The organism is Chryseobacterium sp. 2P (assembly GCF_059579425.1).
This window is the reverse complement of record NZ_CM184194.1, coordinates 493,243-508,754: the sequence shown is the minus strand read 5'-3', so window position 1 is coordinate 508,754 and position 15,512 is coordinate 493,243. Positions and strand designations below refer to the sequence as shown.

Genomic DNA, 15,512 nt, shown 5'->3' with positions numbered 1-15,512 from the left:
GATATTCAATATTTTATAGATTTACAAACAATTATTCGCGCCAAAAGAGACTGCAAATTTACAACATTTTATTTTTATATACAAATAAAACAACTTCATTTTGAAGATGTTAATTATTTCGCTGAAAAATAAAAAGGTCATCCAAAATATGGATGACCCGCCCTTAATAAAAAAAACTTAATCTTAAAATTAATTATTATAACCTAAGATTTAGCTGTATTTTAAATACTGAACAGAATAATTAATTCTATTACAATATATATTTTTCAAAACTAAAAATATTTTAAACTTTAATCTGTCAATATATAAAATTAATAAAAAAAAAATTAAAATATTAATTTTCAGATAATTAAATCTCAAAAACACAAGTCACCCCTTCGGATGACTTGTGTGTAGAAACTATTTGCTTATTGAAATTACCTCACGATGACCTTATATGATTTTACAGTCGTTTTTGTTTCTACTTTTATAACATACATTCCTGCAGGTAAAGAAGAAGTACCGATTTCAGCATTTCCGGAGAATTTACCTGATTTAATTAATTGTCCCTGAGCTGAAAACAAAGTATAAATACCCTCTTCGTTAGATTTTACATTTAAATTTTCACCTGCTTTTACAGGATTAGGATATACTTTAACATCATTTGCAGCAGTTTTTACTTCTCCAAGAGATGCTTTTGCTGTCAGACCGCTGTTTTTAGCTACAGAAGAATATGGAGAAAGAGGAGAATTCGGAGAACCTTTTTTAACAAGATCCGTATCCACAACCGCCTGAATTCCATCTGCATCTGCATCATCTATTCTTGAAATAAATCCTTCTCCAAGATCATCAAGATTATCCTTACCGATGGTATAAAGATCGAAATCCACGTTATTGGATTTAAGATCCACAAAGTCTGGTTTATCATCTCCATCTGTATTTTTTAAAGGATATTTCATCACTCCGGAATCCGGTGCTGTTTCAAGAACATCTGCAATTCCGTTATTTCCTACCGCAACTCCACTATCAATTACTCCATTATGGTCTGCATCAATCTGATCAATAACCGAAGCCGGGATTCCTGATTCAAATAAATCTAAAATACCATCATTATCCGAATCCAGATCAAGGTAACTTGAAATTCCGTCTCCCAATTCTGAAATTACCAGTTTATTTCCATCCACATCATCATCTTCAAATTTTCCGTTTCCGTTAAGATCTTCCAGCGCATCCGGAATACCGTCGTTATCAGAATCTTTATCACAAGCATCAGCAATTCCGTCTCCATCACTGTCTACAGCCGAAGACTTATCGTTCACCGCAGAACATCCTTCCGCACAATCCGGAATACCATTTCCGTTATTATCAATACTGTCGTTTCCGTTCGGACACTTATCATTACAGTTCGGAACACCATCCTGATCATCATCAAGCTGGACAAAAGCATTATAAATATAATATTGCTGAGCCAGAGTGATTCCGATTCCCGGATTGATTTCAATTTTCATCCTGTCAAACGATTTTGTTGCAGTAAAGCCTACATAAAACTGATTGGTTGCAGAAGTAAAGAACTGTCCGCTGAACAATCCGCCTGAAGTTCTGGATTCCGTTACCGTTGTTCCTTTATAAAAAGTAATGGTAATATAATCTAAAGCATTTACAGTTAATAAATTAGCACTTTTCGTTAATGTAAATCCGCCAAAAGTTCCCGCAGGATATTCTCCCGTATTGCTTTTAACCGTTAGTCTAACGGTAGGAATTAACAAATTTATAGGAGATAAATTTACTGTAGCAAAATTTGTGGTGTTGGTATCTACAACGTTTCCTGTGTTGGTAATGTTGGTTAATCCGAAAATCGTTCCGGAAGCACCTGTCCAAGAAGCCCCCTGTACAACATCTCCTAATCTTGAAGTTCCCGAAGTCTGAATGTACTCATTACAATCGCAATCCTGAGGTTCTTCAAAGGCATAAAATACTTTCATCGCACCAAAATTTACCCCTACAGTCTGAGTGATCTTTAATCTCACTTCATTGAAAGGTTTTGTTGTATTGAGGGAAATCTTCTGTTTGTTGGAACCGAATCTTAAAACTTTAATATTAATAAGCCCTCCTCCATCAAATAAGTTTTTAGAATCCTGTAACTGTCCGAATAAATAAGTTTCAATTGTTATGTTTTTCAAAAATTCAGCACTCAATAACTTGCCCTGATCATCAGGTTCGATTACAAAGCCCGCTTTATTTCCTGCAGGATAAACCTGATTTTTATCTAAAACACCCACAGAGTAAGAACCTAACAAACCAGCAGGTAAAACAACAGAACCATAAGAATTTTTGTCTCCGTCTCCAATTTTATCTCTGTCAATTACGAAAGAAAGAGGTGCTAAAAAGTTACTGCTTCCTGAAACATTCCCATCCACTCCGTTTCCGGCAATAATATCATCGCAAATCCCGTTATTGTCTACAGGAACTTTGTTCGGATCGAAAGCAAATGCATAATAAACATTCAGCGCGCTGAATACTGAGAGAGCATTAACCTGATATAGTCTTACTTCATCAAAACTTTTAGACGTTTTAAAATGCAGGAAAACTCTTGTTTTTGTACCTCCAAATGCAGGTACAGACAACAAAGTAGCACTATTGGAACATTCCTGAAGAACTCCCGCTTTATAAGTACTTATTCTTAAATTACTTAAAAAACTTGCTGTAAAAATACTGGTACCAAGATCTACATTAAATCCTGTAATATAGCCTGCAGGATAGGTAACATTTGTATTTTTTACAGATACTCCGTTTCCGCTTACCAAAGTGGCAAAGCTTCCCATACTGACACTGTTATCTAAATTGGCATCAATAAGAGGATTCATGCTTCCGCTGTAACAGGCAATACATATACCATTAGCATTTAATGGTTTTGCCTCCACACCCATTCCGCGGATCGGTGTGTAGCCTTGTCCGAAAATCTTTACGGACAACAGTAACAGCATCAGAAAAGCTGTAGTTTTCCCGAATAATTTTTTTGTCATTTTAAATTGGTTTAAAGTTTGTGTATTTTTTTAAAATTGTTGCCATGCATAAACACCAGTAGAAGTTAGTTTACATCCGTAAAAATTTCCTGCAGTGGCGGATTTTCCGTAAACAATGGTTCCTTCATTACTCGCATTACAGTCTGAAGGTACTGGAACACCGGTTGCTTTAATTAAAATTCCTTTGCTGATTTCCAGATCCGGAATATTGGTTCCGCTCGGGGTCATATTAATTCCCACATCCGTAACCGCCGTGCCTATTGCACCCTGTCCTGAGAAAGCATGAGAAGTATTTGCATAAACGGTCTGATTGGCAATGGTTGCACTCGCATTAGTTCCGAAGGCAATAGCTCCAGCAGCTCCGCTGGCAACATTGGCATTTCCAAATGCATAATTATTACTCGTTACAGTATTTCCTGTACCAAAAGCAAAACCTCCTGAATTGACGTTAGAATTTCCTACATTAATTCCGCTTACATTCGTTCCGGAAGTTCCGTTGTTATTTCCCAGAACAATCGTATTTGCACCTGTCGCAAAATTGTTGTTACCTATTGTTTTTGCGCCACTCAAAGAACTATTGGTAGCTCCAATCGCCACTCCCGGAAAATTAGCAGCCTGTGCGGCAACCGTATTTTCTCTTCCTAAAGCTACATTTGAAGAAGTATTGTTTGATAAAGTATTATTTGACCCCCATGAAACTGAAGCATAAGGTGCGGATGTATTTGAATTTCCTCCTCTAAAATTTCCGTTTACATCAAGAATTGCTTTTACGGAATTATTTGTTGCTAAAACTAAATTCTGGCTATCTGTTGTTCCCAGGAAATTTCCGGAAGAAACAGCAGTTCCTAAAGCTGAAGACGTGGCAGTAGTACCGGAATTTCCGGTAATTTTCCAGTTTGAAGACTGAGGCTGATTCATCTGAGTCCAGACAGAGCCATCAAAATAATAATACCCTGCATTCGTCACATTAACAGTCTGTCCTGAAGGTGTTGTATCGGCTGCTGTTACATAAACTATCGCACCCGTTTGAGCCGTGGTATAACTTTTAGCTCTTAACTGATCTCCTGTTAATCTGGGCGCGATAATCCCATCAAATTTCGCTGGATTTGAAGGAAAGCCCGTGACATCAAGTGTCGCCTGACCTTGAGTAGTATTGATACCTACTTGAGCATTAACAATACATCCCAAAAATGTTAGGATAGATAATCCGAATAATTTGCTTTTCATTTTAGTGATTTTTGTAGTTTTTAGAAAAAAATATGTAAAGTGGGTTCATTAACAATGAACATTAAAATATAAGCTACAAAATAAATATTATTTATTGCGTATTAGCTGTTGTTTTAACTTTATTTAAAGCTGCAGATTTCAGAAACAGGACCGTAGTAAAATGCCTATTTTTATTAATTAGAAATAGAAAAGTGCAATAAAGAATAATCAGAAGAAGATTCTCCGAAAGAAAATAATTTGTATCCAAAGCTGTGTGTTTTTGAGAATACAAATATAATATATTTTCAATCAAAATAATATTTATTGTTAAATAATTTAAATAAAAATACAATTTAACACATAATAATTAATTAAAAATAATAAAAATTATGAAATAAATAAAAATAAAAATTTATAAATACATATTTTAAATAGATAAGTCATTATTACAATAAGAATATTAAATAAGTAATAAACAAAAAAAGGCCTGAACAAATTGTTCAGGCCCGATATTTTTGAGTAAAGTGAAATTATTTCAATTCTACTTCAGCACCAGCTTCTTCTAATTGCTTCTTAAGAGCTTCAGCTTCGTCTTTAGATACACCTTGCTTCAATGGAGCTGGAGCACCGTCTACGATGTCTTTAGCTTCTTTAAGACCAGCACCAGTTAAATCTTTTACTAATTTAACGATAGCTAATTTAGAAGCACCTGCAGACTTAAGAATTACGTCGAATTCAGTTTTTTCTTCAGCAGCTTCACCTGCACCACCTGCAGCAACTACTACTGCAGCAGCAGCTGGCTCAATTCCGTACTCATCCTTAAGGATAGCAGCTAATTCGTTTACGTCTTTTACTGTTAAGTTTACTAGCGTTTCAGCTAAATTTTTTAAATCTGACATTGTTGTAATGTTTTTGTTGATTATTGATTATTTTTTGAGTGTAAATTATTCAGCAGCTGGAGCTTCTCCTTCAGCAGCCGGAGTTTCCGGAGTTTCAGTAGCAGGAGCTTCTTCTACTGCAGGTGCAGCTTCTTCAGCTTTAGCTTCTACTGTCTCAGGTTTGTTTTGAAGAGCAGAAACAACTCTCTGGATTGAAGACTGAAGTAATCCGATGATTTCACCGATCATTTCTTCTCTAGACTTGATGTTAGCTAACATCTCTAGGTTATTGTCACCCACATAGAAAGTTTCCTGAACGAAAGCAGACTTCAAAGCCGGCTTTTCTTCTTTCTTTCTGAAGTCTCTGATTAATTTTGCAGGAGCACTTGCAGTCTCAGAAATCATAATTGCTGAATTTCCTTTGAAAGACTGGAACATCTCAGAGTAATCTACTCCTTCAATTTGCTCCATTGCTTTTTGTAAAAGTGTATTTTTAACAACTTTTACTTTGATATTTTGCTTGAAAGCCTGTCTTCTGAAGTCAGAAGATTTTCCAGCGTTCAAACCTTCCAGATCTGCAACATAAACTACTTTAGCATCCTGAAGCAAATCTTTGATCTCTTGTATTGCTACAACTTTTTGGTCTTTTGTCATTGTCTTAGGATTTATAATTAGTTAACAGATTTAGTATCGATTGCAATACCAGGACTCATTGTAGAAGAAAGATAGATCGACTTCACATAAGTACCTTTAGCAGCAGTTGGCTTCATTTTGATCAAAGTAGAGATCAATTCCTGAGCATTTTCCTTGATTTTAGCAGCATCGAAAGACACTTTACCAATACCAGCGTGGATAATACCGTATTTATCAACTTTGAAATCAATTTTACCAGCTTTCACTTCAGTTACTGCTTTACCAATTTCCATTGTTACAGTACCTGATTTAGGGTTTGGCATTAAACCTCTTGGTCCTAATACTCTACCCAATGGTCCTAATTTACCCATTACAGCCGGCATCGTAACGATAACGTCAACGTCTGTCCAACCTTCTTTGATTTTTTGTAAATATTCATCAAGACCTACATAATCAGCACCCGCTTCTTTAGCTTCTGCTTCTTTATCTGGAGTTACTAAAGCCAAAACTTTAACATCTTTACCAGTTCCGTGAGGAAGAGATACAACACCTCTTACCATTTGGTTTGCTTTTCTTGGATCTACCCCTAATCTTACAGCGATGTCTACAGAAGCATCAAACTTTGCAGTATTTACTTCTTTTACAAGAGCTGCACCTTCTTCAAGGTTATAGATTCTTCCTTTTTCTACTTTGCTTAAAGCTTCCTTTTGCTTCTTTGTTAATTTTGCCATTTCTTTAAGTTTTAAGCGTTAAAAGTTGGTTTAGTTCCTGTTACTCTTAATCCCATAGATCTTGCAGTACCTGCAACCATAGAAACAGCTGAATCCATTGTAAAGCAGTTAAGGTCTGCCATTTTATCTTCAGCAATCTTTTGAACCTGAGCCCAAGTTACAGCACCTACTTTGTTTCTGTTCGGTTCTCCGGAACCACCTTTGATCTTAGCCGCATCCATTAACTGGATCGCTGCAGGAGGAGTTTTGATTACGAATTCAAAAGATTTGTCTTCGTATACTGTAATTACTACAGGTAAAACTTGTCCCGGCTTATCTTGAGTTCTTCCGTTAAATTGCTTACAAAACTCCATGATGTTCACACCTGCAGAACCCAAAGCTGGACCTACTGGTGGAGAAGGGTTAGCTGCGCCACCTTTCACCTGAAGCTTTACCATTTTAAAGACTTTTTTAGCCATTGTTTGTTTTTTAAATTTGAATAATTAATGAGTTTGGAAGCATTTATTATTCAGCAGGTTATCCATTCTCACATTAGATAATCCTACTTTTCGGACTGCAAAATTATGAAATATTTTTGAAATAGCAAACGGAATAGATTGATTTTTAAATAAATTAAGGTAAACTTTCGTCAAACGCCTGTGGAATTTTAAACATACTGTCCCTATTATCGAATGGCACAACAATTTTATCCAGAATTTTATCCTTATCTTCTTTTAAGCAACTTCTCTTTACAAGTTGCAAATCGTACACCGCCTTCTCTGATGGAAGAAACGCATACTGAACATCATAACAAAATCTGGTTCCATCTGAATTATCATCCCAGTCTCCGTAAGAATATTTTGTAGTAACAGTGCAAGCCTTTCTTAATTTATTTTGGCTGAAAATAACCAAATCATCATAATATAAAGTTCCCATATGAGTTTGTCCGCCTGATAAAGCAAAGCATACTGTTTCTTTACCAATCACAGTAAAGCTATGCAACGAACCGGAATTTCCATACATTCCACCACTTCCTGCTTCGATCATAAAATCAGCAGTTTCCCAATTCTTCCCATTGAATCGGAATATGAACAGATCACAATGTCCTGTAGATGCGCCTGCAAAAGGATATTGATTTTCTACTACTATAGCAGCAAATTTTTCTCTTCCTATTACAAAACGTTTGATATCTGATCTTGAAAGCTGTATTTCCTCATCCATCTCTTCTAAAGGTTTCATATTCATCGTATCATAGACAGGTTTTAAAAGATTATCTACAATTCCCGAAGTTAAAGCTGTATCTACAGCCATTACAACATTTTGCTTTTGAGGTAACGGAGAATTGACCGATGGCGGCGAAGAAGTTTCCTTTTTACAGTTCATTGCAGACAAAAGAAGCAATGTTAAGAATACATATAATGAAATAGTTCGAATCATCATCAAATATATTAAAAAAGAAAAGACCATTCTTCCGAACAGTCTTTTTAAATTATTTTTAAAGCTTTTACACTTTTTCTACCTGCATATAGCTAAGCTCCATTGGAGTTTTTCTACCGAAGATAAGTACAGAAACTTCAATTTTCTTTTTATCTTCAAGAATTTTTTCAACAGTTCCGTTGAATCCGTTGAATGGTCCGTCAATTACTTTAACGTTTTCACCCACTACATAAGGGATTTCAACATCGCTTGCAAATTCAGAAAGTTCATCCATTCTTCCAAGCATTCTGTTTACTTCAGATTTTCTCATCGGAACAGGATCTCCTCCTTTTGTTAAGCTTAAGAAAGAAATAACTCCCGGAATGTTTTTGATAACGTGAGGAATCTCTCCCATCAAATCAGCTTCAATCATTAAGTATCCAGGATAGTAAGGTCTTTCTTTAGGAACTTTTTTACCGTTTCTGATCTGAATAACCTTTTCCATAGGAATAACTACCTGAGTAACGTACTGCTCAAACCCTAAACGCTTGATTTCCGTCTCAATGTAGTTTTTCACTTTATTTTCCTGTCCGCTGATCGCTTTCAGCACATACCATTTCAATTCGCTCATTATTGGGAAAATACTTTTATTATTAATTGAACAAGTTGATTAGCATTCCAATGATGTTGCTGATTGCTTTAGAAAACAATTCATCAACTCCAAAAGTAAATAACGCCAAGATCACTGTTGCAACAGTTACTACAATTGTAGACGATTGCAGATCAGACCACTTTGGCCATTCAACTTTATGTCTGAACTCGTTATAAGAACCTTTTAAAAAATCGACAAATGAACTCATAATTGTTATTTGCACGGGCACAAGGATTCGAACCCTGATCAACGGTTTTGGAGACCGGTATCCTACCATTGGACGATGCCCGTAGTTAAAAAAAGCCTCCGTAAAGAAGTTCCTTACGGAAGCTTTTATATTGTGTTAGATGATTAGTCTAAGATTTCAGTTACCTGACCTGAACCAACTGTTCTACCTCCTTCTCTGATCGCGAATCTAAGACCCTCGTTAAGAGCGATTGGTTGTAACAATTCTACAGTGATCTCTAAGTTATCACCAGGCATTACCATTTCTACACCATCTGGTAAGAAGATCTCACCTGTAACGTCAGTAGTTCTTACGTAGAACTGAGGACGGTATTTGTTGTGGAATGGAGTGTGACGTCCACCTTCTTCTTTAGAAAGGATATAAACAGATGCTTTGAATTTTTTGTGTGGCTTCACAGAATCTTTCTTAGCGATAACCATACCTCTCTTGATGTCAGTTTTTTCAATACCTCTCAACAATAGACCTACGTTATCACCAGCTTCACCTCTGTCTAGGATTTTTCTGAACATCTCAACCCCTGTAATTGTAGAAGTTAATTTTTCATCACCCATACCTACGATATCTACAGGATCACCAGTGTTGATGATACCAGCTTCAATTCTACCAGTTGCTACAGTACCTCTACCTGTAATAGAGAATACGTCTTCGATTGGCATCAAGAATGGCTTATCTGTATCTCTTGTTGGCTCTTCGATCCACTCGTCAACAGCATCCATTAACTGCTCAACAGTTTTGAACCACTTGTCATCAGAGTTACCTTCAGTAGCAGCAGTAAGAGCTCCTAATGCAGAACCTTGGATAACTGGAGAGTTATCTCCGTCGAATTCATAAGTAGATAATAAGTCTCTAAGCTCCATTTCAACAAGCTCTAATAACTCAGCATCATCTACCATGTCAACTTTATTCATGAAAACAACGATTCTTGGTACGTTTACCTGACGGCAAAGTAGAATGTGTTCTCTTGTTTGAGGCATTGGTCCGTCAGTCGCAGCACATACCACGATAGCTCCGTCCATCTGAGCAGCACCTGTCACCATGTTCTTTACGTAATCCGCGTGACCTGGACAGTCAACGTGAGCATAGTGTCTTTTTTCAGTTTCGTATTCGATGTGAGCTGTATTGATAGTAATACCTCTTTCTTTTTCTTCTGGAGCAGAGTCAATTGCAGAGAAGTCTTTTTTCTCAGCAAGACCTTTGCTAGCTAATACAGCAGAAATAGCAGCTGTAAGAGTAGTTTTACCATGGTCAACGTGACCAATAGTACCAATGTTCAAGTGTGGTTTGTTACGATTAAACGTTTCCTTTGCCATGATTTAAAATTATTTATTTATTGTTTTTCAAATTTTCGGTGTGCAAATATAATGAATTTTTAAATACCAAAACCTTTTTATTAAAAAAAGTTTCAATATTCGAATCCAATGAAGCACAAACCTTATATTTCAATGTATTGAGATTGCAAATTTACACAAATTTCTCAATTTAGAAAATCAGGAATAGACCTTTTAGTCAAAATATAAACTATCTCTTTAATTATGAATACAATAAAATAGGCGAAAAAGAATCTTGAGAAAAAATTACAGTACGGCAAAACCATAATTTATCTTTTATCGTAGATGAAAGTATGAACCATTAAAAATAATATATTATGAGAAAATTATTACATTTATGTACCGTACTGTTCAGCACCATCATCTTATTTTCGTGTGATGATTCCGATGATATGATGTCTACAGACATGAATATGCCTGTTCAGGGACCCGATCTTATGGCTTACGGACTTACGGCGAACAACGAACTTGTTGCCTTCAATGCCAACAATCCTAAAATGTTTACTTCTAAAACCGCTGTTACAGGAGTCGTTTCCGGAGAAAAACTGATGAGCATCGATTTCAGACCTGCAACAGGAGAGCTTTATGCTTTATCCAATGCAAGTAAGCTTTACATCATCAACACTTCCAATGCTTCTGCAAGAGCGGTAAGTACAACCGCATTTTCACCTGCTGTCTCAGGAACTATCGCTTCGATTGATTTTAATCCTACCGTTGACAGAATCCGTCTGGTAAGCAATACAGGGCAAAATTTAAGACTTCATCCGGAAACGGGAGCAGTGGCGGCAACCGATATGAACATTAACGGAGGCGGAACTCCTTCTGTAACAGGGGTTGCTTATACCAACAGCAAATCCGGAGCTTCAAGCACAGTTTTGTATGATATTGATATGACCTCCGGAAAGTTATTTAAGCAGGATCCGCCTAACAATGGAACATTGGTAGAAGTCGGAAGTCTGGGAACTACTTTTACAGGACAGGCTGCTTTTGATATTAAATATGATAACGGTGCAGCGTTATTAGCTTTAAATAACAATCTGCATTTATTGGATCTGAATACTGGTAAAGCAACCAACATCGGGATGCTTCAGCAGCAGATCATTGATCTTGCGATTCCTACAGAACCGGTTGCTTACGCTGTAGATAATTCAAACAACCTTCAGATTTTCAATCCGAACAGTCCGATGCCTGTTTCAAAAGCTATTACAGGTCTCCAGACAGGTGAAAGTATTTTAGGAATAGATTTCAGACCGTTGAACGGACAGCTTTATGCTTTGGGAAGTTCAAGCAGACTGTATACTATTAACTTAGGAACAGGAGCTGCAACTGCAGTAGGAACTTCTCCTTTTGCTACGTTACTTGCGGGAACAGATTTCGGGTTTGATTTTAATCCGACCGTTGACAAGATCAGAGTCGTGAGCAACACGGGACAAAATCTTCGTCTTGATCCTGTAACAGGCGGAATAACGGCAGCAGACGGAATGCTGAATCCGGGAACTCCGATGATCGGAGCGGCTGCTTATACCAATAATTTCGCAGGAGCTACTTCAACAACTTTATTCGTTATCGATCATAATACGGACAAACTGTATCAACAAAATCCACCGAATAACGGAACTTTGGTAGAGACAGGTTCTTTAGGAATCAATATTACCAGTGCGAACGGTTTCGATATAGGAAGCATGAGCCAAAAAGCATATTTACTGGCAACGGTAGGAACGGTAACAAAAGTATACAGCATTAATACTTCTACGGGAGCTGCGACTGCGGTTTCAGATTTCCCAAATGCAGTAAGAGGTTTTGCTGTGGGATTAGGATTCTAAACTCATAATAATTATTTCAATAGCGAGAATCGCGGAAAACTTCGTTTTCCGCGATTCTTTTTTAACCGAATATTTATTAGCCGCAAAGGCAAAAGATTTCAAAAATATATTGATAGTTTATTATTAAGGTGAAGACAAGAAAACACAAACTCTTTCTTTAAAGTTTTAGTTATCTTATTTAAATATCTTTTGCCACCTGTGGTTAAATAAAAGGTTAAAGTAAAACTTGTCTAAATTTTTTTACCGCAAAAGATGCAAAAGATTGTAACACTTTAGTTGTTTAAGTTTAATACTTAAATGGAAAAAAGAGCAGATAAGTTAAAAAGAATCAAAGATTTTTCTCTTTGCAGACTTTTGAAATACTTTAAATGAATAAAATAAAGTCTTTTGTCTCTTCTGCGGTTAAATTTAAAATATAAATGAAAGAAATAATCAGATCTGCTGAGATTTTTTAGTTCGGTTGAAAATCCAGAAAATAATCGGGAAAATCAGCAGGGTTAAAACAGTTGCTGTAATTAATCCTCCGATAATGACAATAGCCAAAGGTTTTTGGGACTCTGATCCGATTCCTGTGGATAAAGCAGCAGGCATTAATCCGATGGATGCCATTAAAGCCGTCATAATCACAGGACGCGTTCTGGATTTCACCCCATTCAGCAATGAGCTGTCCAGATCCATTCCGTTTTTAACATTCTGATGAAATTCCGTAATGAGGATAACCCCGTTCTGAATACAGATTCCCAAAAGAGCAATCATTCCTACTCCGGCTGAAATTCCGAAATTAATTCCGGTAACGTGCAGTGCGATAATTCCGCCGATTAATGCAAAAGGAACATTTGCCAAAACCAGTAAAGAATCTTTTATGTTTCCGAAAAGAATAAATAAAAGGAAGAAAATTCCTAAAATACTGATGGGAACAACCTGCGCCAATCGTTTTGAAGCTCTCTGCTGATTTTCAAACTGACCGGTCCAGCCTACGGAATATCCGTCCGGAAGATCAATTTTAGAAACCGCTTTCTGCGCATCGGCTATCGTACTTCCCAAGTCACGGTCACGGATGGAAAATTTAATCCCGATGTATCTTTTTATATCATCTCTGTAAATAAATGCGGCTCCGTTGTCTTTTTCAATCGTGCTGATTTCTTTTAACGGAATTTTAGCACCGTCCTGTGTAGGAACCATCAAGGCTGCAATATCATTTTCATCCTTTCTGTACTCCTGCGAATAACGGAGACGGATCGGGAATTTTCTTTCGCCATCAAACATTTCTGAAGCGGTCTTTCCTCCGAAAGCCATTTCCAGAACAGACTGTGCATCATCGGGCATTACTCCATACGCTGCCATTTTATCTCTGTCGAGCACCACACTTACTTCCGGCTGACCAATATTTTTGATAATTCCGGCATCTTTTACACCTTTAATATCTTTTACTTCCTTTAAAACTTTTTCGGCAAGTACATCCAAAGTCTGAAGATTATCTCCGTAGATTTTAATTCCGTTTTCTGCCTTGAAACCAGCAACTGCTTCAGCCACGTTGTCTGAAATCGGCTGGGAATAATTGAATGTAATTCCCTGATAGTTTCTTAATTTTTTATCGATTTCTTCAATCAGTTCTTCATAAGTGATGTTCCGTTTCCATTCTTCTTTGGGTTTAAGATTCACGGCAAACTGTACGAACCCAAAACCATTCGGGTCGGTTCCGTCGTTGCTTCTTCCTGTCTGTGCGAGAACATCCGTGACTTCCGGAAAACTCATAATGTCTTTCTTGAGAAGATCGGCTGTATTTAAAGATTCTTTTAATGATGAACTCATCGGCATTTCGGCGGTGATCCACAATGAACCTTCATTTAATTGCGGTAAAAATTCGGTTCCTAAAAATTTCCCTGAAAATAAAGTCACAGCTAAAAATGACAAAGAAACAATTAAGCTGAGCTTTTTATGTTTAAAGGTAAAATTGAATCCTTTCAACACAATTCTGTCCCAGAAATTCACGAACGGATTATTTTTTTCCTTTACATTTTTATTTAAAAGGATGTGCGAAAGAACCGGAACGAGCGTTAACGTAAAAATCAAAGCGCCCATTAAAGCAAAACCTAACGTAAAAGCCAATGGCGAAAACATTTTTCCTTCCACTTTCTGGAATGAGAAAATCGGGATCAGGGAAGTAATGATGATTAATTTTGAAAAGAAGATTGCTTTTCCAAGACCTGTTCCCGTCTGTTTGATCCAGCCTGCTTTTGCCAGTTTGTTGAATTTTTCATCACCGTATTTGTGGGCTTTATGGTCGAGCATCACAAAGAGTCCCTCCACCATGACGACCGCTCCGTCAATGATAATTCCGAAATCTACCGCTCCGAGTGAAAGTAAATTTGCGCTCATTCCCGCGAGTTTCAGACATAAAAATGCAAACAATAAGGATAAAGGAATAATGATGGAAACGATAAGCGTTGTTCTCCAGTCTGCCATGAAAATCAAAACAATTACGGTAACCAGAACAATTCCTTCAATAAGGTTATGCATTACGGTGTGTGTGGTGAAATCCATGAGATTATCACGGTCATAAAAAGTGACCATTTTTACATCCTTCGGAAGCACTTTTTCGTTGAGTTCTTTAATTTTTGCTTTTACACCGACCAAAACTTCACGCGGATTTTCTCCTTTCCGCATCACGACAATTCCTTCAACAGTATCTTCCTGATGATTGAGTCCCGCCTGCCCCACTCTCGGCATCGAACTTTCGTGTACTTCCGCAACATTTTTAACGAGAACAGGATTTCCACTGTCGTTCTGGATGGTAATATTTCCAATATCGGCAACAGATTTCACCAAACCGATTCCACGCACCACATAAGCCTGTCCGTTTTTCTCAATAACATCACCGCCGACATTTAAATTACTTTTTGTGACGGCATCATATACCTGAAGCGGCGTTAAATTGTATTTATCTAATGCTCTCGGATCGATGCTTAATTCGAACACTTTGTCCTGACCTCCGAAAACGTTTATGTCTGCAACACCGGGAACTCCTCTCAAAGCACGGTCGATCACCCAGTTTTGTAAGGTTAATAGTTCTCTGGAATCTTTGGTTTTGCTTTGTAAAGTGTATCTGAAAATTTCTCCGGTCGGTCCGTAAGGCGGCTGTACTTCGGGATCCACTTCATCGGGAAGACTCACCGTCCGAAGCTGATTATTGACCTGATTTCTGGCAAAAATATCGTCTACTCCATCGTCAAAGAGAATTTTAACAATGGAAAGTCCGAACATTGTGGTACTTCTTACACTGGTTTTCTTCTGAACCGGACTCATTGCGAGTTCAATAGGCGTGGTAACGAAACGTTCTACTTCTTCAGCACTTCTCCCGTTCCATTGGGTAATGATGACAATCTGGGTATTGGTAACATCGGGAAAGGCTTCAATGGGCATATTTTTGAAACTTATGAATCCCGAAACCGCCAGAATCGCTACCCAAATAAAGGTGAATGCTTTATTTTTTAACGAAAAAGCAATGATATTTTTAATGAATTTGTTCATGATGGATTTTTTTTGACCTAAAAAAGTCGTTGAATTTATTTTCTTTTGTTTTTAACGCAAGGAGCGCGAAGCTTTTTTTACAAACC

General features: G+C 37.1%; 12 protein-coding genes and 1 tRNA gene. 1 reads left to right on the top strand and 12 read right to left on the bottom strand.

What is annotated here, in order from left to right:
* Positions 1-416: 416 nt before the first annotated feature.
* The 11 genes from AC52CF_RS02095 to tuf all read right to left on the bottom strand — a co-directional run bounded on the left by AC52CF_RS02095 (position 417) and on the right by tuf (position 10,054).
* A complete protein-coding gene (locus AC52CF_RS02095) occupies positions 417-3,002 on the bottom strand; it encodes a T9SS type A sorting domain-containing protein (RefSeq protein ID WP_496517773.1) in 2,586 nt (861 codons plus the stop codon).
* A gap of 30 nt (positions 3,003-3,032) precedes the next feature.
* Positions 3,033-4,229: a phage tail-like protein gene (locus AC52CF_RS02090; RefSeq protein WP_214590993.1), complete on the bottom strand. Its 1,197-nt coding sequence runs from the start codon at positions 4,227-4,229 to the stop codon at positions 3,033-3,035.
* 509 nt (positions 4,230-4,738) lie between these two features.
* Entirely contained in the window at positions 4,739-5,107 is a 369-nt protein-coding gene (gene rplL, locus AC52CF_RS02085) for a 50S ribosomal protein L7/L12 (RefSeq protein ID WP_076390710.1), read from the bottom strand.
* Between the two features lie 45 nt (positions 5,108-5,152).
* A complete protein-coding gene (gene rplJ, locus AC52CF_RS02080) occupies positions 5,153-5,740 on the bottom strand; it encodes a 50S ribosomal protein L10 (RefSeq protein ID WP_496517772.1) in 588 nt (195 codons plus the stop codon).
* 17 nt (positions 5,741-5,757) lie between these two features.
* Complete coding sequence (rplA, locus tag AC52CF_RS02075) at positions 5,758-6,450, bottom strand: 50S ribosomal protein L1 (RefSeq protein WP_029295585.1); 693 nt, start codon at positions 6,448-6,450, stop codon at positions 5,758-5,760.
* 11 nt (positions 6,451-6,461) lie between these two features.
* Positions 6,462-6,908: a 50S ribosomal protein L11 gene (gene rplK, locus AC52CF_RS02070; RefSeq protein ID WP_076390708.1), complete on the bottom strand. Its 447-nt coding sequence runs from the start codon at positions 6,906-6,908 to the stop codon at positions 6,462-6,464.
* Between the two features lie 154 nt (positions 6,909-7,062).
* Positions 7,063-7,866: a hypothetical protein gene (locus AC52CF_RS02065; protein WP_496517771.1), complete on the bottom strand. Its 804-nt coding sequence runs from the start codon at positions 7,864-7,866 to the stop codon at positions 7,063-7,065.
* A 67-nt stretch (positions 7,867-7,933) separates the two neighbouring features.
* A complete protein-coding gene (gene nusG / locus AC52CF_RS02060; protein WP_002976412.1) occupies positions 7,934-8,476 on the bottom strand; it encodes a transcription termination/antitermination protein NusG in 543 nt (180 codons plus the stop codon).
* A gap of 22 nt (positions 8,477-8,498) precedes the next feature.
* Positions 8,499-8,705, bottom strand: a complete 207-nt coding sequence (secE, locus tag AC52CF_RS02055) for a preprotein translocase subunit SecE (protein ID WP_076390705.1) — start codon at positions 8,703-8,705, stop codon at positions 8,499-8,501.
* Between the two features lie 12 nt (positions 8,706-8,717).
* Positions 8,718-8,788, bottom strand: a tRNA-Trp gene (locus AC52CF_RS02050).
* A 60-nt stretch (positions 8,789-8,848) separates the two neighbouring features.
* Positions 8,849-10,054, bottom strand: a complete 1,206-nt coding sequence (tuf, locus tag AC52CF_RS02045; RefSeq protein WP_336733083.1) for an elongation factor Tu — start codon at positions 10,052-10,054, stop codon at positions 8,849-8,851.
* Positions 10,055-10,389: 335 nt separating this feature from the next.
* Between tuf and AC52CF_RS02040 the strand changes: the two genes are divergently transcribed.
* Positions 10,390-11,895 carry a DUF4394 domain-containing protein gene (locus AC52CF_RS02040; RefSeq protein WP_496517770.1) on the top strand — a complete coding sequence of 502 codons (1,506 nt, stop codon included), beginning with the start codon at positions 10,390-10,392 and terminating at the stop codon, positions 11,893-11,895.
* 432 nt (positions 11,896-12,327) lie between these two features.
* Here AC52CF_RS02040 and AC52CF_RS02035 read toward each other — a convergent pair whose 3' ends face one another.
* On the bottom strand, positions 12,328-15,426 hold the full coding sequence (locus tag AC52CF_RS02035) for an efflux RND transporter permease subunit (protein WP_496517769.1): 3,099 nt from the start codon (positions 15,424-15,426) through the stop codon (positions 12,328-12,330).
* Positions 15,427-15,512: the final 86 nt, after the last annotated feature.

Coding starts and splice junctions, on each gene's coding strand:
- AC52CF_RS02095 (WP_496517773.1), bottom strand. CDS start 3,002: ATGACAAAAAAATTATTCGGGAAAACTACAGCTTTTCTGATGCTGTTA.
- AC52CF_RS02090 (WP_214590993.1), bottom strand. CDS start 4,229: ATGAAAAGCAAATTATTCGGATTATCTATCCTAACATTTTTGGGATGT.
- rplL (WP_076390710.1), bottom strand. CDS start 5,107: ATGTCAGATTTAAAAAATTTAGCTGAAACGCTAGTAAACTTAACAGTA.
- rplJ (WP_496517772.1), bottom strand. CDS start 5,740: ATGACAAAAGACCAAAAAGTTGTAGCAATACAAGAGATCAAAGATTTG.
- rplA (WP_029295585.1), bottom strand. CDS start 6,450: ATGGCAAAATTAACAAAGAAGCAAAAGGAAGCTTTAAGCAAAGTAGAA.
- rplK (WP_076390708.1), bottom strand. CDS start 6,908: ATGGCTAAAAAAGTCTTTAAAATGGTAAAGCTTCAGGTGAAAGGTGGC.
- AC52CF_RS02065 (WP_496517771.1), bottom strand. CDS start 7,866: ATGATTCGAACTATTTCATTATATGTATTCTTAACATTGCTTCTTTTG.
- nusG (WP_002976412.1), bottom strand. CDS start 8,476: ATGAGCGAATTGAAATGGTATGTGCTGAAAGCGATCAGCGGACAGGAA.
- secE (WP_076390705.1), bottom strand. CDS start 8,705: ATGAGTTCATTTGTCGATTTTTTAAAAGGTTCTTATAACGAGTTCAGA.
- tuf (WP_336733083.1), bottom strand. CDS start 10,054: ATGGCAAAGGAAACGTTTAATCGTAACAAACCACACTTGAACATTGGT.
- AC52CF_RS02040 (WP_496517770.1), top strand. CDS start 10,390: ATGAGAAAATTATTACATTTATGTACCGTACTGTTCAGCACCATCATC.
- AC52CF_RS02035 (WP_496517769.1), bottom strand. CDS start 15,426: ATGAACAAATTCATTAAAAATATCATTGCTTTTTCGTTAAAAAATAAA.